We start from the raw sequence: 18,716 nt of genomic DNA, 5'->3' as shown, positions 1-18,716 counted from the left end.
CAAAGATTACAGTCACGGATGTATCGAGGTCGAGACGAGATTTTTCGCCGTTTTGCGATCACGTGCGACAGCCAATTCACGCGGCTACTTCACCTTGAAGGTTAAGTATATTCCTGGAAGAGTAACAAACGGAGAAACCCGTGCCTAAATGGATTCAACTTCTACTGTTGCTCGGTACATTTAGCAGCTTGGCCTTGAATGCTCGTGCTGAGCAAATTACCTTTGCCAATGAGTTGGCGGCCTGTGTGACAATCAAGACGATCACTACATCAACGGCATCGAACATGGTGGTGGCGAGCACTAACATTCAATTACGCAAGTCAATTGGCGAATGCGGGTGTCTTTCGGCGCTTGCGGTTTATATCAGCAGTGTGGACCGCGGAGGTGTTCAACAGATACTACAGGAGGGATTGATCAGGCTCGACAGTGACGGGGAAAAAAACCTTGTTCTTGCGACTGAGCCGAGGCTGCTCGAAAATAAGGCAGTACAGGTGCGATTGGTCTGCGCCCCGCCCTTATAGATATTGTTTGCTGTCGAACCTTGTTAGCGCACTTAGCGCGCGGTCTTTTTGTTGCGCTCCAGGCGTTTTATTACGTCTGGAGAATGATGCGCGCAAGGCTCCCGTGCGCCGGAGGCTCCCTGCCTACCGTGACCCCATCCCGGCAGTAGCCATGCTAGGCTTGTCCAATCGACCGGACAGGAGAGCAGTAACGATGAGGAACATGCATGGCTGGCAGCGGCGCCGGGTGTTGGGTGGGAGCCTGGCGCTGGCCGCCTGTACCCTGCTGTCGTCCTGCGCCAGCCTGGTCGGCCCGCGCAAGGTGGAAGTCCCGCTGCACAAGCTGCAGGCTGGCCTCGAGCGCCACTTCCCGCTCAATCACCGTCTGATGCAGGTATTCGACATCCGCCTGTCGCGCCCGCTGCTGTCGGTCCAGCCGGAGCAGGGCCGCGTCGCGCTGGCGCTCGATGCATCCGTGTCGCCACCGTTCGTGCGTGACGCCTGGAACGGCAGCCTGGCCTTTTCAGGACGCCTCTATGTCGACCCGGGCCGCCCGGCCGTGATGATGGCCGAGCCGCGCGTCGAGCGCCTGGCCATCGGTGCCAACCCGGAAGCGGAACGCCAGCTTGCGCGCGTGGCCAGTTCCCTGATCGATACCGTGGCGCGCGACCTGCCGGTTTACAGCTTCGACATGCAGGACTTGCGCTATGCCGGCGTCCAGTACGTTCCGGTGCGGATCGAGACGACCCGCTCGGGCTTGCTGGTCACGCTCGAGCCGGCCCGCTAGCCTGGCAGGAGGCAGGTGTTGTGCGCCTGCCGAATCGGCGTGACGGGATTGCAGAGCCGCGTCAATCGGCGCACACTAGGACCGGATACAGGAGGGTAGTCCGAAGCGCGGTTCCACTGCGGTCCGCGCTTGATGTTTCTCATAGGCATGATGTTCCACTGAAGTAATCTGCATGGAACGCAGTCTGTCGCAGGGGGTGATCTTGGAACCGATACAGGAAGTTTTTCCGGACAACGGGCTCGCCGCCGAGCCAGTGCTTGCCGCGGTGGGAGGACGCGTTCTAGCCATGCCGGCGCGCCTGAGTTTGCCGCCGAAGGGCGCGTGCTGGTATTGCGAGAAACCGCTCGACAGCGTCCGCCGTTTCTGCGGCAAGGCCTGCGCCGATTCCTTCGACGAGGAAGCGGAGTTCACCCGCTAGGACCTGGGCTGCGCAGCGTGCACAGCGGGCAGTGTCGCCAGCGCCCGTTCGAAATCGAAGGCCGCCACGGCCTGTTCCAGTTCCGCCATGCGCGCCTCGCCGAGGCGTGCGCACAACCCGGCGCGTTTGCGTGCCACGAATTCCTGGGCGCCGCTGTCGCCAAGGTCGAGCAGGGTACATAGCTGCGCCATGTCCCCGTCATCCAGCGTGCCTGAGCCGCCCGCCTCGGGCACGGCGGCGGACGCCAGCAAGGCATCCACCTGTACGATCACGCGCGCCAGTTCCGTGTCCATCCGGGCCGCCAGGGCATGGTCGGCGGGGGCGCCGGCGCGCAGACCGTGTTCCAGCTCCTGCGCCAGTGCGCGCAGGGTGCGCGCTTCGATCATCGCGGCCGCGCCCTTGATGGTGTGGGCGAGGCGCTGCGCCAGCGCCAGGTCGGCGGCGGCCAGCGCGGCGCGCAGGTGCGCCACGGCGCCGGCATAGTCGGCGCGGAAGCGGGCCACGACGCGCAGGTACATCGCGCGGTCGCCCATCAGCCGGTCCAGGCCGGTGGCGACATCGAGCGCAGGCTCGCCAGGAGAAGGAAGGGGGCTCACCGCGTAGTGAACGACCAGTCGCGGCTTACCGGGGCGCCGTTCACGGTGCCCGAGAAGCTGACCTCGTAGGTGGTGCCGCCTTTGAGCACGGCCAGCGGGATGATGGCGATGGCGCTGCGCCTGGCCGGGTCGGCCGACGAGTTCACCACCTGCACCTGCAGGTTGGCACCGCCACGCGGACGCACCGTGAAACGCTGCATCGCCAGCGGGGCATCGATGTTGGCATGCACGCTGATCGGGTAGCCGACTTCGTTGATGCCGGCGACCGGGTCCGGCTCTTCGCTGTCGCTCAGGAAGTTCGGCAGCACGCCGGCCTGGCCGCTGAAGGGCCAGGTGACCACGGTATTGGCGGCGATGCCGGGGCCGAAGCCGTTGCGGGTCGCGAAATCGGCGGTGAAGTAATGGTAGCCGCGCGCGCTGGTCGCGGCGCCGGTGCCGATCTCGCGGAACTTCGGCTCGAATATCACGAAGCGATGGTAGATCGCGGTGATCAGCTCTTCGGCCATGTAGAAGCCGCTGCCATTGGCCGCGCCCGAGATCACTTCGCCGAAGGCATAGCCCGCGGCGGGAATGAGGTAGCCGGCCGCATTCAGGCGATCGCGCAGCGTGGCGCCGGTAAAGCCGGGCTTGCCCGCCACCTGGTCGTGGCTCATCAGGTTGTTGGTGCGCAGGTATTCCGAGTGGCCGAGCGCGGCGTTGTTGATCATGACATTCTCGGTGACGGCCGGCACGCCGAGCTGGGCACGGCGGTAGTTGATCCAGTTGCGGCCGTCGAGGGCGGTATTGTTGCTCAGTACCGGCGCTACGGGGCCACCCGCCACGGGAGGAAGGCCGGCGTCCGGCGGCGCGGCTGCGGACGGCGAGGCCACGACCGCGCCGGCGCTGTCGCTCCCGCCACCGCAGCCAGCCAGGGTCGATGCGGCCACCAGCGCGGCAATGAGGAAACGCCAGCGAGGCATATAGCTCATGTTGCAACTCCTGTCAATACTGTGAAACGAAGCGCCATTCTAGAGCAAAATGCCGTGCCACGACGGGCGGGGTGCTGCGCAACGCCAGCTTATTTCGCTCCCTGTAGAATAAGACATCGATTTGATTGCCGAGTGCTCATGACACCCACCACCTCCCGCAGCCGCGCCCGACTGGCGCGCGCCAAGTTCGCCCTGCCCAGCTTCGTTACGCTTCTGTCGATCGCCTGCGGCTTCGGCAGCATCGTGATCTCGGTGGACAATGCGCACGTCGGCGCGCCCGGCGACTACCGCCTGGCCGCGATCCTGCTGGTGCTGGCCGGGGTATTCGACGCGCTCGACGGCTTCGTGGCGCGCGCCACCAATACCCAGTCCAGTTTCGGCGTGCAGCTCGACTCGATCGCCGACGTGATGAACTTCGGCTGCGCCCCCGGCCTCCTGCTGTATTGCTATGGATTCGCCCAGCAAAGCGCCGCGCACCCGACCCTGGTGCGCATGGGAGGACTGGCCTGCTTCGTGTTCGTCGCCTGCGGGGCGCTGCGACTGGCGCGCTTCAATGTCATGGTCGGACGTACCGACCCGCGCTACTTCGTCGGCATGCCGATCACCGCCGGCGCGGCCTGCGTGGCCTCGGTGGTGGTGGCCTGGCCTGCGCCGGCAACCACCATGGCGCAGTGCTTCGCGATCATCGCCCTGATGATCGCGGTGGGCACGCTGATGGTGTCCACCATCCGCTTCCCCAGCTCCAAGCACCCGCGCGGCAAGGTGATGCTGGCGCTGCTGGGCGCGTGCGCGGTGTTGCTGGCGCTGCTGCAGACGCGCTTTTTCGTGCTGTTTTTCCTGCTCTACGTGTGCGCGACCCTGTTGCTGAACATCGCCTGGCGCACCGGCTGGCGCGGCATCGCGCCGCCGGTAGTGTACGAAGACTGAAGGCTGCGCGCGGTCCTGCGCCTACGCGAACTTGTCCAGCATCGCCGCCAGGTGCGCCGCGCGCGCCTGCGCTTGCGCGAGGTCGGCCGCGTTGCCGGCCTGGGTCTGGATCGCTCCCGCCAGCAGCTGCACGAAGGAGCGGTCGAGCGCCTTGCGCGCGGCCGCCATCTGCTGGGCCACGGCGTCCACGTCGGCCGGTTCGGCCGCCAGCGCCACCAGCTTCTGCACGCCGCGCAGCTGGCCTTCGATGCGCGCGAGCCGGTTCAGCAGGTCCTTCTTCTGCTGCGCGGTGAGGGCGCTGCCCTCCACCATCCTGAGCGGACTGTCCGCCATGTCAGGCCACCATCTCAGGCCACCTCGTGCCCGCGCGCGGCGCGCAGGAGGCGGAACCAGTCCTCGCGCGCCAGCCGGATGCCGGCGCCGGCCACCGCGTCCCGGATCGCTTCCAGGCGGCCGCTGCCGGTCAGCGGGATCGGACGGCTGGGCAGCGCCATGATCCAGGCGAACAGCACGCTGGCGAGCGGCTGCTCCATGCGCGCGGCGATCTCGCCGGCCACGGTGCGCACATCCACCGCACGCGCATCGCTGGAGGTGAACAGGCGCCCGCCGCCCAGCGGCGACCAGACCATGGGAGCGACGCCCAGGTCCTGCAGGCCGTCGAAGGTCTGGTCGAACATCGCGCCGGTGGCCAGCGGCGAGAACTCGACCTGGTTGGTGGCCAACGGCACGCGCCGGTTCAGGCATTCGAACTGGTGCCGCGTGAAGTTCGACACGCCCACGTGGCGCACCTTGCCGGCCTGCTGCAGGCGGGTAAAGGCGCCGGCGATCTCGTCGAAGTCCATCAGCGGGTCCGGGCGGTGGATCAGCAGCAGGTCGAGGTGGTCGGTGTGCAGCTGGCGCAGCGAGGCCTCGGCCGAGGCCACGATGTGGGCGGCGCTGGTGTCGTAGTGCTGGATGCCGTGCCGCGGATGCTTGCCGGAGATCAGGCGGATACCGCACTTGCTCACCAGTTCGATGCGCCCGCGCAGCGATGGCTGCGCGCGCAAGGCTGCGCCGAACAGGCTTTCCACGCCATAGTCGCCGTAGATGTCGGCATGGTCGAAGCTGGTCACGCCCAGCGCGAGGCAGGCTTCGATGAAGGCCACGCGCTGCCCGACGTTCATGTCCCATTCGTGCATGCGCCACATGCCGGCCACGATGCGCGAGAGTTCGGGACCGCCTTCGCGGGTGCGGATGCGCGGGCAGTACAGGTCGGTGGGGGAGATCGTCATGGTGGAAGGAATCACGGGGAGTGTCCGATTATAGCGGTGCGAGGCAGTAAAAAGCCCGTCCGGCTGTGCGCGGGACGGGCTGTCATGCATGACGCCGGGATTACTGCATCCAGAGACGCATCGAATCCCAGGCACGGCCGAAGATGCTGGCTTCCTGCACTTCTTCCAGGGTCACCACCGGCAGCGCCAGAAGCGGCTTGCCGTCCACCATCATCTTGACGGTGCCAACCTGCGCATTGCGCGCCAGCGGGGCGACCAGCGGGTCCTTGTATTCCAGGGCCGCCTTCATCTTGCCCGCCACGCCCTTTGGCACGGTCACCAGGATGTCGCGGTTGAAGCCCAGCTTCACGGTCGATTCCGCACCCTTCCACACCGGCACCGACTTCACCGTCTGGCCCTTCGCGTACAGCTTGACGGTGTCGAAATTCTGGAAGCCCCAGTTCAGCAACTTCTGGCTCTCCTGTGTGCGCACGTCGGGCGAGCTGGTGCCCAGCACCACCGAAATCAGGCGGCGCTGGCCGGCATTGCCGTTCGGGCGGCGTGCCGAGGCGATCATGCTGTAGCCCGAGGAATCCGTGTGGCCGGTCTTCATGCCATCCACGGTCGAGTCGAGCCACAGCAGGCGGTTGCGGTTCTGCTGGGTGATCTTGTTGTAGGTGAACTGCTTGATCGAGTCGATCTTGTAGAACTCGGGGAAGTCGCGGATCACGTTCGCCGCCAGGATCGCCAGGTCGCTCGCGGTCGAATAGTTGTTCGGATCGGGCAGGCCGTGGGGGTTGGCGAAGCGGGTGCCCTTCAGGCCCATGCGCTGCGCTTCGCGGTTCATCAGGTTGACGAAGGTGCCTTCGTCACCGGCCACGGCTTCGGCCAGGGCCACCGCCGCGTCGTTACCGGACTGGATCATCAGGCCGTGCAACAGGTCGTTCACCGATACCGGGACTTTCGGATCGATGAACATCTTCGAGCTGCTGCCGTCGACCTTCCAGGCGCGTACCGATACGTTCACCATGGTGTCCAGGCTCACGCGCTTGTCGTGGATGGCGCGGAAGGTCACGTAGGCGGTCATGATCTTGGTGAGCGAAGCCGGCTCGATCCGGGCGTGCTGGTCTTGCGCGGCGATCACCTGGCCGCTGGTCGCGTCGAGCAGCAGCCAGGACTTGGCTGCAATGGTCGGTGCCGGGACGGTCTGTGCGCTGGCCGAGGCCATCAGCAGGCTGGCGGCCATGGCCGCTAACAGTTTTTTCATGGGAGAGTTCGTCTGTAAAAAATGCCAATGCAGAAGTGCGCAAGGCAATACGGCGCGTCGCTGCCCCGGTATTGCCTTAAAAGAAGAGACTCATTATTGCACAGCGACCGGATCAAATGTCACGTCGCCACATTTCCACGACAAGATTTTTAATGTGGCCGAGCTTGCGATGGAAGAAATGGTCGGCGCCCGGGATCACGGTCACCGGGATGTCGAGCGGGCGCGCCCAGTCGAACACTTCCTTCAGCGTGATCGTATCGTCCAGCTCGCCATGGATGAGGATGGTGTCGGCAGGCACCGGCGGCATCGGCCATTTGCCGGCGGCGGTGCCGACCAGCACCAGGCGCTCGGCGGGACGGCCTTCCTGGACCAGGCGCTGCTGGAATTGGGCCTGGACGAAGGTACCGAAGGAAAAACCCGACAGGGCCACCGGCAGGCCCGGGTACTGCGCGGTCATGTGGCGGTACATGCGGTCCATGTCGTCCACCTCGCCGCGGCCGTCGTCGTGCACGCCTTCGGATTCGCCCACGCCGCGGAAGTTGAAGCGCGCCGTGGCGTAGCCGAGGGTGACGAAGGTGCGCGCCAGGGTCTGGGCCACCTTGTTTTCCATGGTGCCGCCGTACAGCGGATGCGGGTGCGCCACCAGCGCGATGCCGCGCGGTGCGCCGTCCGGCAGGTCGAGGATGCACTGCATCTTGCCGGCGTGGCCGTCGAGGGTAAACTTGTGCGAAAACTTGTTCATGACTTGCTTGCTACGGGTAAGAGAGCGGGTAGGGATCAGATCTTCAGGCGTTCCACGACCTTGCCGCCCACCAGGTGGGTGTCGATGATGTCGTCGATGTCGGCGTTGTCGACATAGGTGTACCAGGTGCCTTCCGGATACACCACGAGCACCGGGCCTTCCTCGCAGCGGTCGAGGCAGCCGGATTTATTGATGCGCACCTTGCCCGGGCCATTCAGGCCGAGCGCCTTGATGCGCTTCTTGGCATGCTTCTGGGCGCCCTCGGCGCCGCACTTGGCGCAGCTGGGACGGGCGTCCTTGCCTTCGCGCTCGTTCAGGCAGAAGAAGACATGGTGCTGGTAGAAGGGGCGTTCGTCGTTCATCTCGGTCTCGTCTAAAAAGGTGCCGGCGCGCCGCGCCAGGCACAATGATACGGCATAAGGCGGCCTGGCCCAGCCTAGGGCGCCGGCTCGGGCGCGGGCGGCTGGGCTTCCTGCCGGTTCAGTTGATGCGAGGGCAGTAGCAGGAACCACAGGGCAAAGAAAGGCCACAGCAGCGCCATGAACTGGGCCGCGCCATTGAAGTTCAGGAATTTCCCCTGTACCCAGCCCTGCAGGGTGGAGGCGAAATAGGGGTTCACGGGCACCGTGTTCACCACGACCAGGCTCAGCACCAGGCTCACCACCGCCAGCCGGCGCTGCGCCACCTGCGGCGCGTACACCAGGCCCGACAGCATGATCAGGCCGATCAGGAAACCGCCTTCGGCGCCGGGCGTGACCCAGACGAAGGCGTTATCGGGCCGGAACAGCAGCGCGATCGACAGCGTCTTGACCAGCAGCGCCACCGCGAGGATCGACAGCATCAGCAGGAAGCGCGGGGCGCCACGCCGCACCAGGCACATCAGGGTCAGGACGGCGCCGGTCATGCCGCAGGCGGTGATGATGGTCTCGGACAGCCAGTACTGTTCCGCCGTGATCACGGCGTCGCCGCGCAGCATGGCCACCAGGTCGATATCGGCGTCGAACCAGCGCGACAGCCAGCCGGAGACGATCGGCAGCACCTGGCCGTGCCCGAACAGGTAGCTTTGTGGATAGATCTGCGCCAGCGGCCACAGCGCCACCAGCACCAGGCCCTGGCTGGCGTAGGGCGCGAACCAGCGCCGCCGCAGCTGGAACAGGCGGCTGCGGTCGAGCAGGCCGGGCGCCCACCAGGCGCCGAGCAGGGCGCCCAGCAGGCAGCCGCCGGCATTGGTGACCAGGTCCAGGTTGGAGGGCACGCGGCTGGGCAGGAAGTTCTGCACCGCTTCCATCGTCATCGTGACCAGCACGCCGGCCAGCGCCGCCAGCAGCACCGCCCACACGCCGCGGATGCGCGGATACACCGACAGCACCAGCAGCACGCCGAGCGGCACGTAGCCGATGACGTTGACGCCGACGTCGAAGCCGGTCCAGTAGCGTGGCTTGACCAGGTTCAGGAAGGTGAACAGCGGCAGGCCGCTGTCGCGCCAGCCGGAGAACGGGTACCAGCTGGCATACACGATCAGCAGCAGGTAGGCCAGCAGCGCCGCGCGCGAGATGGGCGAGCCGCGTCCTTCGCGCGGGCGCTCGCGCAGGTCGACGGCGACCTTGGCGCGGTTCATCGCTTGCGGGTGTCGAGCGTGGCCAGCCAGGCCAGCATGTCGGCCGCGATGCCATCCATGCTGGCGGCCAGCGCGCGCGCGCCGCCCGCCGCGTCGGCACTGGCCGCCGGGGTGGTGCGCGAGAAGCTGCGCTGGTCCACCAGGCGGTGGTCGTTGAACAGCGAGGCGCGCAGGGCGACCTGGCCTTCGCTCTGGCTCACGCCGCCGAAGGCATGGACGAAATCTTCCACTTCAACGCGCAGCAGCGGCACCCCGGTCGAGGCGTCGGTGGCCGACAACACCTTGATGCCCGACTGCGCCAGGCGGGTCTTGATGCGCTGGGTAACCAGCTGCAGCGGACTGCTGGCCCAGCGGCTGTTGGCATAGGTATGGGCCTGCAGCGCGTCGGCGTAGTTCAGGCGGTAGTACATGCGCTCGTTTTCGAGCGCATCCGGACCGGTGGCGTCCATCACCACCAGCGCGGCCGGCGTGGCCGTCGCCGCCCCCTGGCCGGCCGGCGTGGCGCGCATGGCGGCCGGGCCGAAGTCATAGGTCGTGTTGTCCTGGACCTTGCTGCCGGCGCAGCCGGTCAGCAGCAGCGCAGCGGTGGCGGCGAGGACGGTGGCGGGGCGGGACAGGAAGCGGAGCGGAAAGGCGGTCACGGTGGTCCTCATTTGGTCGGTGGCACAAAGCCCGGTTCGCCCGGACCCGGCCGGGCGCTCGGCGCGCCGAACAGGATGCTCTGCGGGCGGTCGGACAGCGAGGTGGCGGTGCGCTTCACGGCGCGCAGGGCGCCGCGCGCCTCATCGGTCATCTCGACGACGTGGGGCAGGGTTTCGAGTTCGAGTTCGCTGGTGGCGGACTGCAGCGAGCCGATGGCGCCGTTCAGGCGTTCGAGCGGGCCGTCCGGGCCCTGCAGCCGGGTGGACAGCGCCTTGTAGCTGTCGGCGGTCGCGTCGACGCTGCTGGCCGCGGCGTCGAACGAGTCCAGGCTGCGATCCAGTTTCGCGGTGAGCGCGGGCAGGCGCGCGAAGGTCGGCTCCAGCTTTTGCGGGATGGCCGCGTAGGCGTCGGCCGCCTTGCCGATGCTGTCGAAGGCGCCGATGATGGTCCGCTGGTTTTCCGGGGCCACCATCTTGCTCAGGCTGTCCGTGATCTGCTCGGTCTTCTCGAGGATGGCCAGGCCGCGCTTTTCCAGCTGGTCCAGCAGGCCCGGGCGCAGCGGAATGCGCGCCGGCCGGTCTTCGCGCTGCGCCAGGCGCGGCGAGCCGGTGCGGTCGTCGTCGAGCTGGATGAAGGCGATCCCGGTCACGCCCTGGTAGCCGAGCGAGGCGAAGGTGGTGGTGGTGATCGGCGAATCCTTGTCCACCGACAGGCGGATCAGGATCTGGCCGGTGACGCGCGGGTCGAACACGATCTCGTCCACCCGGCCGACCTCCAGGCCGCGGTAGCGCACCGTGGCCTGCGGGTTCAGGCCCGGGATCGACTGGGTGGTGACGATCTCGTAGGGCACCAGTTCCGTGCGGTCGCGGTTGAACCACAAGCCGGCCAGCACGGCCGCGATCACCAGGGCGATCGTAAACACGCCTGTCATCAGGGCATACGACCTGTTTTCCATATCAGTCCTCCGAATCGTTCTGGGCGTTGCGCTCTTCGAGCACTTCGAGCGCCCGCTGGCCGCGTGGACCCAGGAAAAAGTGTTTGATGAACGGGTGCTGCACCCGCAGCACGTCGCACGCCGGCCCCACCGCCAGTACGTGCTTCTCCGCCAGGACCGCGATGCGCGAGGACAGCGCGAACAGCGTGTCGAGGTCGTGGGTGACCATCACCACCGTGAGTTTCAGCTCGCTGTGCAGGGTCTGGATCAGCGAGACGAAGGCGTCCGACAGGTCGGGGTCGAGGCCCGCGGTGGGTTCGTCCAGGAACAATAGACGGGGTTCGAGGGCAAGGGCGCGTGCCAGCGCGGCGCGCTTGATCATCCCGCCCGACAGGTCGGATGGCATCTTGTTGGCGTGCTCCGGCCCCAGGCCCACCATGTCCATTTTGAGCAGCACGGCGTCGCGGATGACGTCTTCCGGCAGCGCGCGCAGCTCGCGCATCGGCAGGGCGATGTTGTCGAACACGGTAAGCGCCGAGTACAGCGCGCCCTGCTGGAACAGCATGCCCCAGTGGTTGCGCATGTGCTGCAGCTGGTCCGGCTTGGCCTGGCTGATGTCTTCGCCGAAGACCTTGACGCTGCCCTGGCTGGGCCGCTCCAGGCCCAGCATCTGGCGCAGCAGCACGGTCTTGCCGGTGCCGGAACCGCCCACGATGCTGAGGATCTCGCCGGCATAGATGTCGAGGCTCAGGTCCTGGTGCACGACGGTGCGGCCGAAGCGCGTCCAGAGATTGCGGATCTCGACCACCGGCGGGCCGACATCCTCGTCCGGCCGCTTGTTCAGGCGCTGCGGCGTGCGCTGTACGGTATCGGCCATCAGAACCCCACGTCGTTGAAGATGATGGCGAACACCGCGTCGGCGAGGATCACCACGGTGATCGCCGTGACCACCGCGGTGGTGGTGCCGCGCCCCAGGCTTTCGGTGTTCGGCTTGATGCGCAGGCCGAAGTGGCAGGACACCAGCGCGATCAGCATGCCGAACACGCAGCCCTTGAGCAGGCCGATCGTGTAGTTCACCACCGGCACCGCGTCCGGCAGCTTCTGGATGAAGTAGCGGAAGGCCAGGCCCAGCTCGATCTTGGCCGAGACCATGCCACCGATCAGGGCCATGGCGTCGGTCCATACCACCAGCAGCGGCATCGAGATGGCGAGCGCGATCACCTTCGGCATGATCAGGCGCTGGCCGTGCGAGATGCCCATCACCAGCATGGCGTCGAGTTCCTCGGTCACGCGCATCACGCCCAGCTGCGCGGTGATCGAGGAGCCGGAGCGGCCGGCCACCAGGATCGCCGCCAGCAGCGGGCCCAGTTCGCGGATCACGGCCATGCCAAGGATGTTGACGATGTAGATGTCGCCCCCGAACATGCGCAGCTGCTGCGAGGACAGGAAGGACAGCACGATCCCGATCAGGAAGCCGACCATGGCCGTGATGCCGAGCGCCTGGAAGCCGGAGTGATAGATGTTGGCCGAGATCTCGCGCCAGGGTCCCCCCTGCGGACGGCGCAGGAAACGGCCGATGTCGAGCACCAGCTGGCCGATCAGGCTGAGAAAGCCGCGCAGGTGCTCGAAAAAGGACAGTACGCCGCCGCCCAGCACGATCAGCCAGTGCAGCGGACTGACGCGGTGGCGCGGCAGGGCCAGCGCGCTGGCCTTCTCGATGCGGCCGAACAGCTCTTCGTGGTGCGGGTCGAGCCGCAGGCGTCCGGGACGCCGCTTGCCCCAGGCATTCCAGAACATCTGGGCGCCGACGTGGTCGAGGCGCTCGATGCCGGACAGGTCCCATTCGAGGCTGTCCTGGTTGCGCAGCGCGCGCAGGGTGCGGGTGATCGCCTTCAGCGCGCCCTTCTGGGTCAGCGTATGGATTTGCCAGACACCGCTCGCCACGACAGATTGGCCCGCGCCGCCGGCGGATGCGGGCGCTGCGGGATGCTGGATGGTTAATATTGGCGCATTTTCAATCTGCATTGCGCCAGTGTAAAAGAGAATCGTTATCGCTGCTACACGCTACCTAACAGAGCGCCGCAGCCGGCTCAAGCCGCCAGATGGCGCAGCTGCCGCTCCGGCACCGCCGCCGCCGGCCTGGCCGCATGCGCGGTATCGAGCTTGCCCGCATAGTCGGACGCCAGCAGTGCCGCCGCCTCCACCGGTGCCATGCCGCGCAGTTGCAGCCATTCCTGCACCAGCCTGGCCAGCTTCTCGAGGGCGATGCGGTGGGTGGCGTCGGTGCGGGTGTAGAGCCAGTCCGCGAAGGCCATGAAGTTGTCGAATGGCGCTTCGCCCAGCAGGGCACGGGTGCTGTGCGTAAAACGGCCCGAGTTGGCCACCAGGTCCCAGTAGCGCGCGAAGCGCACCAGGCGCTGCATGGTCGCGAAGTCGATCAGGCTCGTGGCCAGCACGGTATAGGGCGGGTAGGGATCGTAGACCATGCCGAAAGCCTCGGTATGACGGATGATCGGCGTGCCGCGCAGGCGTTTCAGGATGCCGAACTGGATTTCCTGCGCCCCGAGTTTGACCAGCTGGTCAAAACCGCGGGCGAAACTGGCGACGTCTTCGCCTGGCAGACCGGCGATCAGGTCCACGTGCAGGTGGGTGCTGGCGTGTTCGGTGAGCCAGCGGATGTTGTCGGCGGCCTTGGCATTGTCCTGGCGCCGGCTCACCAGCGCCTGCACCTCGGGATTGAAGCTCTGGATGCCGATCTCGAACTGCAGCGCGCCCGGCGGGAACTGCGCGATCGATGCCTTCAGCGCCTCCGGCAGGTGGTCGGGCACCAGCTCGAAGTGGGCGTACACCGGATCGTCCGGGTGCGCGGCCAGCTTGTCGAGGAAGAACTGCATGATGCGCAGGCTGGTCTTGACGTTCAGGTTGAAGGTGCGGTCGACGAACTTGAACAGGCGCGCGCCGCGTGCATACAGGGCTTCCATCTCGCCCAGGAAGGTCTCCAACGGGAAGGGCCAGGCCGTCTTGTCCAGCGAGGACAGGCAGAACTCGCACTTGAACGGGCAGCCGCGCGAGGCTTCCACGTACAGCGTGCGATGGGCGATGTCCTCGTCGCTATAGAGCGAATAGGGCAGGGCGATCTGCGCCATGGGCGGCTGCACGCCGGCGTGCACCTTCATCAGCGGCTGCGGGCCGTCCAGGATTTCGCCGCACAGCTTCGGAAACGTGACATCGCCCCAGCCGGTGACCACGTAGTCGGCCAGTTTCACGATCGCCTGCTCCCCCAGCTCGTGCGAAACCTCGGGGCCGCCCAGCACCACGCTCACCTCCGGGGCAACACGCTTGAGCATGGCCACCAGGCGGGTGGTCTCCTCGACGTTCCAGATATACACGCCAAGGCCGACGATGCGCGGCGCGTGCGCCAGGATGCGTTCGACCAGGTCGGCGGTCTTGGCGCCGATGACGAATTCCTGGATCCGGGTCTGCTCCTGCAGCGCGCCCATGTTGGCCAGCAGGTAGCGCAGGCCGAGCGAGGCGTGCGTGTAGCGGGCGTTGAGGGTGGAAAGCAGGATCGTCATGGCGGGAGCGGGGGCGGAAAAGCGAGAAGCTGCCATTCTAAGCCCTGGCGCCGGCGAAAGCGCTGGCATTTTGCCAGGCCGGCTCCGGGTGTTGCCGCCGATTTGACTATCCTTCCTGTCAGTTTAGTCACCATGCATGACACGCCAATATTGTTTAGAGTTAAAGTGATGTACCTCTTTCAATGTCTCTTCGCGCGCTCCGGCCGCAGAAAGCGTTCCATGCAAGCCCCAGCACTTACCAGCCTCCCCTACCGCATTGTCCTCGGCTCCGCGCTCGCGCTGGCGCTGGGTGCCTGCAGCAGCGATCATGACGGCGATGCGACCTCGCCGGTGCAGCCGCCCGTGCAGACGGCTTCGCGCATCGAGGTCGAGCTCTCGCGCACCACCTATGGGGTGCCGCACGTGCGCGCCAACGATTTCCGCAGCCTGGCCTATGGCCTGGCGCACGCCTATGCCCAGGACAACCTGTGCATGTTCGCCGACTCGGTGGTGACCGTGCGCGGCGAGCGCGCGCTGTTCTTCGGTCCGGGCGCCAAGCCGCGCCAGCGCACCGACGACGAGTACGGCGGCGGCAGCAACTACATGGACGTGACCAACGAAGAGAGCGACTTCTTCTTCAAGGGCTACCTCGACATCGAGCAGCTGCGCGCCAACTATGCCGCTGGCCCCGCCGAGCCGCGCCAGCTGCTGGAAGGTTTCGTCGAAGGCTACAACCGCTATCTCAAGGACAACGCCAGCAAGCTGCCGGCCGCCTGCGCCAACGCCAAGTGGGTGCGTCCGATCACGGTCGACGACATGTACCTGATCGTGGCCGAGAAGGCGCTGCACGCATCGGGCCAGGCCTTCGCGCGCGACTTCGTCAACGCCGGCCGTGTGCCGGGTGCCGCCGTGAGCCTGGCCAAGGCGTCGCCGCGCCGGGTCGACGGCAAGGCCCTGCTGGCCCAGGTCGAGCAGTCCAAGGCATCTGGCCTGGGCAGCAATGCAATGGCCGTCGGCAAGGACCTGTCCGCCAATGGACGCGGCCTCCTGTTCGGCAATCCGCACTATCCCTGGACCACCACCGACCGCTTCTACCAGGCCCACCTGACCGTGCCGGGCAAATACGACGCGATGGGCGTGATCATTGGCGGCGTGCCGGCGATCGTGATCGGCTTCAACAAGGACGTGGCCTGGAGCCACACCGTCACCACGGCCAACCACTTCACCACCTTCCGCCTGGCGCTGGACCCGACCGATCCGACCGGCACCACCTATCTGTACGATGGCGAGCGCCGCAAGATGACCTCGAAGACCGTCTCGGTCGATTCGCTGCAGCCGGACGGACAGGTAACCAAGCGCAGCAAGACCTTCTACTTCAGCCACCAGGGCGCCGTCATCGTGCGTGCGGCCGCCGGCCTGACCTGGACCTCGACCGCGGCCCACGTGCTGGCCGACCCGAACCGCTACAACACCCGCATGCTCGAGCAGTGGCTCGGCATCGGGACCTCGACCAGCGTGCGCGGCCTGAAGGACTCGCTCGACAAGGTGGTCGGCCTGCCATGGGTGAACACGGTCGCCGCCGACCGCGACGGCAATACCCTGTACGCCGACGCCAGCGTGGTGCCGCACATGAATGCCGACAAGTTCGTCAACGGCTGCCTGCTGCTGCAGGCGGCGCTGCTGTTCGACGGTTCGCGCAGCAGCTGCGGCTGGGGCCAGGATGCGGGCGCGCCGGCCGGCATCTATGCACCGGCAACCGCGCCGTGGATGATGCGCACCGACTACGTCGGCAATTCGAACGACAGCTACTGGCTGACCAATCCGAAGCAGCTGCTGGTCGGACCGGCGCCGCTCGGCTTCTCGCCGCTGTACGGACGCGTCAACGCCGAACAGTCGCTGCGTACCCGTATCGGCTTCCGCCAGTTCGATGAACTGGTGGCGCAGAAGGGCAAGCTGACCCTGGCCGACATGCAGGCGCTGGCCTTCTCCAACCGCGTCAACGCGGCCGAACTGGTGCTGCCGGAACTGCTGCCTGCCTGCGCCGCATCGGAAGATGCGCTGGTGCGCCAGGCCTGCACCGTGCTGCAGGGCTGGGACCGCCGCGCCAACGTCGACAGCCGTGGCGAAATCCTGTTCCGCGAATTCTGGGCTGGCGCCAACGCGATCCCGAACAAGTGGGCGGTGCCCTTCGATCCGCGCGACCCGGTGAACACGCCGCGTGGCCTGGCGCCGACGGCCACCCCGGCGATGCTGACCGCCCTGCGCAACGCGGCCCAGAAGTTGCAATCGCTGAACATCGCACTCGACGCCCGCCTGGGTGACTACCAGGTCGAGCCGCGCAACGGCGTGCGCATCGCTATTCATGGCGGCAACGGTAATCAGGAAGGCACCTATAGCGCGATCAGCATGCGCACCGGCCTGACCAAGGACGGCTACGTGGGCGTGAACCACGGCCAGAGCTACATCCAGACCGTCACCTTCGATGCGCAGGGCCCGATCGCCCAGGGCATGCTGACCTATAGCCAGTCCACTGATCCGAAATCGCCATGGTATGCCGACCAGACCCAGGTCTATTCGCGCAAGGAATGGCCGGTGCTGCCGTTCACGCCGGAGAAAATCAAGGCCGATATGAACTACCTCACCACGACCTTGCGTGAATAAGTGCGGTATGCATGGTGAATTGCCATGAGTAAAAAGGGGTGCCTACAATGGGCACCCCTTTTTTTGGATCGGCCAGCCATGCTTCTCACGAATATCGAAACCATCCCCGGCAAATCCATCACCGCCTGCCATGGCGTCGTCTCGGGCAGCTCGGTGCGTTCCAAGCACGTCGGCCGCGACATCATGGCTGGCCTGAAGAACATGGTTGGCGGCGAGCTGCGCGGCTATACCGAGCTGCTGGAAGAATCGCGCGAGCAGGCCACGAATCGCATGAAGGCGCAGGCCCTCCAGCTGGGCGCGAATGCGATCGTCAACGTGCGCTTCTCGACTTCTTCGGTGGCGGCCGGTGCGGCCGAGATCTACGTCTACGGCACCGCGGTCACGGTCGGCTGAGATGGAATACCTGATCCTGCTGGTATTCTGGTCGGTGCCGGTGGTGCTGGGCTATGTGTTCGGACGGGCTGCCGAGTCGCGCCACTACCGTTCGATCCACGCGCGCGAGAAAGCGCAGCTGCAGATGCCCGCGACCTCGCTCAAGACGCTGCTGCGCGGCGCAGACGTGGCACGCAGCGAACTGGTAACGGGCAGCGTCGTGATTTCGATCGACTATTTCAAGAAGGCCGCATCGGCCCTGCGCTCGCTGGTAGGTGGACCGGTCAAATCCTACGAGACCCTGCTCGACCGCGCCAAGCGCGAAGCCATCCTGCGCATGAAGGAGGGCTGCCCTGGCGCGGACGAGATCATCAACATCCGGCTGGAGACCATGCCACTGGCCGGCAGCCAGCGCGGCCAGGTGACGAGCGTCGAAGTCCTGGCCTATGGCACCGCCATCTATTATGTGAAACATGAAGTACCGATCGGCGCTGCCTGAACATAACGACAACGTTTCGCACGAGCATCCGCTCAAGGATTTCCTGTTGATCCTGGGCGGGCTGTCGCTGGCGGTGCTGGCGCTGGTCTGGGCGCTGGGCCTGGCGGTGGACCTGGTCGTGGACAAGATGAGTCCCGCCACCGAAGCGCGGATCACCGAATGGATGGCGCTCGAGCAGCCCAGGCGCGATCCGGCGTTCGCTGCGCGCGAGGCCTGGCTGCAGTCACTGGCGGATGGCATGCGTGCTTGCGCCGGCGTGGGCGGCCCGGTGCAGGTACGGATGCGTCAGGCCGGGGATGCGAATGCCTTCGTCATGCCCGGGGCGACTGTCATCGTCCATTCGGGGCTGCTCGCGCACCTGCGCTCGGAGAACGGCATGAGCTTCGTGCTGGCGCACGAGCTATCCCACCTCGTTCACCGCGACCACATGCGTGCGCTCGGGCGCAGCCTGGTCATCGTCGCGGCGGCCACTATGCTGACCGGGGACGGTTCCTGGGCCGCTGGCCTGCTGGCGCCGGCCGAGCACCTCGGCCAGTCGTATCATTCGCGCGAGCGGGAAACCGCCGCCGACATGGGCGCACTGCGGATCCTGCAGTGCCGTTACGGTCACATTGGGGGCGCGACGGAATTCTTCACTTCGCTACGCACGAAGGATGCGCAGGCGCCGGCCTTGACGCATTACCTGGCCTCGCACCCATCGGCGCAGGCACGCATCGAAGCGCTGGAGCGTGCCATCCGGCAGAGCGGACTGCAGGGCGGTTCGGTGCGCCCCCTGCCGGGTCTGTGACTTTTTCGTCGACAAGGAAAAAGTGGGCCTTGACGCATCTCATCGGCTCGCGCATAATCTCATTCCTCTGCTGCTGACGAACAAAACGATTCGGAGCGATAGCAGAAGGCAGAACAACGGTTCTTTAACAATCAACAGTCGATAAGTGTGGGCGTTTGATGAAGGTGCCGGCTGAGCTTGCTCAGCTGCATACT

The 18,716-nt window shown here is 66.2% G+C and carries 21 protein-coding genes; 8 read left to right on the top strand and 13 right to left on the bottom strand.

Annotated elements, in window-relative coordinates:
* The first annotated feature begins 140 nt into the window (after positions 1-140).
* The 3 genes from LCI23_RS19960 to LCI23_RS19950 all read left to right on the top strand — a co-directional run bounded on the left by LCI23_RS19960 (position 141) and on the right by LCI23_RS19950 (position 1,705).
* The gene (locus LCI23_RS19960; protein ID WP_224948200.1) at positions 141-521 is read left to right on the top strand and encodes a DUF2195 family protein; all 381 of its coding nucleotides are present in this window, start codon (positions 141-143) and stop codon (positions 519-521) included.
* Positions 522-714: 193 nt separating this feature from the next.
* Positions 715-1,287 carry a DUF1439 domain-containing protein gene (locus LCI23_RS19955; RefSeq protein ID WP_224948199.1) on the top strand — a complete coding sequence of 191 codons (573 nt, stop codon included), beginning with the start codon at positions 715-717 and terminating at the stop codon, positions 1,285-1,287.
* A 172-nt stretch (positions 1,288-1,459) separates the two neighbouring features.
* Positions 1,460-1,705 carry a hypothetical protein gene (locus LCI23_RS19950; RefSeq protein WP_224948198.1) on the top strand — a complete coding sequence of 82 codons (246 nt, stop codon included), beginning with the start codon at positions 1,460-1,462 and terminating at the stop codon, positions 1,703-1,705.
* Here the strand turns inward: LCI23_RS19950 and LCI23_RS19945 are convergent.
* Together LCI23_RS19945 and LCI23_RS19940 are read right to left on the bottom strand one after the other, a co-directional pair.
* On the bottom strand, positions 1,702-2,301 hold the full coding sequence (locus LCI23_RS19945) for an Hpt domain-containing protein (RefSeq protein ID WP_224948197.1): 600 nt from the start codon (positions 2,299-2,301) through the stop codon (positions 1,702-1,704). The genes LCI23_RS19950 and LCI23_RS19945 overlap by 4 nt on opposite strands.
* Positions 2,298-3,269, bottom strand: coding sequence for a CAP domain-containing protein (locus tag LCI23_RS19940; RefSeq protein WP_224948196.1), 972 nt, complete (start codon positions 3,267-3,269; stop codon positions 2,298-2,300). The genes LCI23_RS19945 and LCI23_RS19940 overlap by 4 nt, the downstream gene beginning before the upstream one ends.
* Positions 3,270-3,407: 138 nt before the next feature.
* Between LCI23_RS19940 and pssA the strand changes: the two genes are divergently transcribed.
* Complete coding sequence (gene pssA / locus LCI23_RS19935) at positions 3,408-4,196, top strand: CDP-diacylglycerol--serine O-phosphatidyltransferase (RefSeq protein WP_224948195.1); 789 nt, start codon at positions 3,408-3,410, stop codon at positions 4,194-4,196.
* Between the two features lie 21 nt (positions 4,197-4,217).
* Here the strand turns inward: pssA and LCI23_RS19930 are convergent, their stop codons facing one another.
* The 11 genes from LCI23_RS19930 to LCI23_RS19880 all read right to left on the bottom strand — a co-directional run bounded on the left by LCI23_RS19930 (position 4,218) and on the right by LCI23_RS19880 (position 14,224).
* Positions 4,218-4,529, bottom strand: coding sequence for a metal-sensitive transcriptional regulator (locus LCI23_RS19930; RefSeq protein WP_224948194.1), 312 nt, complete (start codon positions 4,527-4,529; stop codon positions 4,218-4,220).
* A gap of 14 nt (positions 4,530-4,543) precedes the next feature.
* Positions 4,544-5,467 carry an aldo/keto reductase family oxidoreductase gene (locus LCI23_RS19925; protein WP_224948201.1) on the bottom strand — a complete coding sequence of 308 codons (924 nt, stop codon included), beginning with the start codon at positions 5,465-5,467 and terminating at the stop codon, positions 4,544-4,546.
* Between the two features lie 100 nt (positions 5,468-5,567).
* A complete protein-coding gene (locus LCI23_RS19920) occupies positions 5,568-6,713 on the bottom strand; it encodes a D-alanyl-D-alanine carboxypeptidase family protein (protein WP_224948193.1) in 1,146 nt (381 codons plus the stop codon).
* A 112-nt stretch (positions 6,714-6,825) separates the two neighbouring features.
* Positions 6,826-7,455, bottom strand: a complete 630-nt coding sequence (locus tag LCI23_RS19915; RefSeq protein ID WP_224948192.1) for an alpha/beta hydrolase — start codon at positions 7,453-7,455, stop codon at positions 6,826-6,828.
* Between the two features lie 35 nt (positions 7,456-7,490).
* Positions 7,491-7,817, bottom strand: a complete 327-nt coding sequence (locus LCI23_RS19910) for a ferredoxin (protein WP_224948191.1) — start codon at positions 7,815-7,817, stop codon at positions 7,491-7,493.
* Positions 7,818-7,891: 74 nt separating this feature from the next.
* A complete protein-coding gene (locus tag LCI23_RS19905; RefSeq protein WP_224948190.1) occupies positions 7,892-9,073 on the bottom strand; it encodes a VanZ family protein in 1,182 nt (393 codons plus the stop codon).
* Entirely contained in the window at positions 9,070-9,714 is a 645-nt protein-coding gene (locus LCI23_RS19900; protein ID WP_224948189.1) for an ABC-type transport auxiliary lipoprotein family protein, read from the bottom strand. Before LCI23_RS19900 ends, LCI23_RS19905 begins: the two co-directional genes overlap by 4 nt.
* Positions 9,715-9,722: 8 nt before the next feature.
* The gene (locus tag LCI23_RS19895; RefSeq protein WP_224948188.1) at positions 9,723-10,670 is read right to left on the bottom strand and encodes an MlaD family protein; all 948 of its coding nucleotides are present in this window, start codon (positions 10,668-10,670) and stop codon (positions 9,723-9,725) included.
* Position 10,671: 1 nt separating this feature from the next.
* Positions 10,672-11,526 carry an ABC transporter ATP-binding protein gene (locus LCI23_RS19890; RefSeq protein ID WP_224948187.1) on the bottom strand — a complete coding sequence of 285 codons (855 nt, stop codon included), beginning with the start codon at positions 11,524-11,526 and terminating at the stop codon, positions 10,672-10,674.
* Positions 11,526-12,674 carry an ABC transporter permease gene (locus tag LCI23_RS19885; RefSeq protein ID WP_224948186.1) on the bottom strand — a complete coding sequence of 383 codons (1,149 nt, stop codon included), beginning with the start codon at positions 12,672-12,674 and terminating at the stop codon, positions 11,526-11,528. The genes LCI23_RS19890 and LCI23_RS19885 overlap by 1 nt, the downstream gene beginning before the upstream one ends.
* Before the next feature lie 65 nt (positions 12,675-12,739).
* Entirely contained in the window at positions 12,740-14,224 is a 1,485-nt protein-coding gene (locus LCI23_RS19880; RefSeq protein ID WP_224948185.1) for a B12-binding domain-containing radical SAM protein, read from the bottom strand.
* 219 nt (positions 14,225-14,443) lie between these two features.
* On the opposite strand from LCI23_RS19880, the gene LCI23_RS19875 reads away from it, so the two are divergent.
* From LCI23_RS19875 to LCI23_RS19860, 4 genes are all read left to right on the top strand, one after another.
* The gene (locus tag LCI23_RS19875) at positions 14,444-16,864 is read left to right on the top strand and encodes a penicillin acylase family protein (protein ID WP_224948184.1); all 2,421 of its coding nucleotides are present in this window, start codon (positions 14,444-14,446) and stop codon (positions 16,862-16,864) included.
* Between the two features lie 78 nt (positions 16,865-16,942).
* Entirely contained in the window at positions 16,943-17,257 is a 315-nt protein-coding gene (locus LCI23_RS19870; protein WP_224948183.1) for a YbjQ family protein, read from the top strand.
* A gap of 1 nt (position 17,258) precedes the next feature.
* Positions 17,259-17,735: a YbjQ family protein gene (locus tag LCI23_RS19865; protein WP_224948182.1), complete on the top strand. Its 477-nt coding sequence runs from the start codon at positions 17,259-17,261 to the stop codon at positions 17,733-17,735.
* Complete coding sequence (locus LCI23_RS19860; protein WP_224948181.1) at positions 17,710-18,522, top strand: M48 family metallopeptidase; 813 nt, start codon at positions 17,710-17,712, stop codon at positions 18,520-18,522. Before LCI23_RS19865 ends, LCI23_RS19860 begins: the two co-directional genes overlap by 26 nt.
* Positions 18,523-18,716 lie beyond the last annotated feature (194 nt).

The organism is Massilia sp. MS-15 (assembly GCF_020176695.1).
Taxonomy (GTDB): Bacteria; Pseudomonadota; Gammaproteobacteria; order Burkholderiales; family Burkholderiaceae_D; genus Telluria; species Telluria hydrophila.
This window is presented reverse-complemented; position numbering and strand designations above follow the sequence as displayed.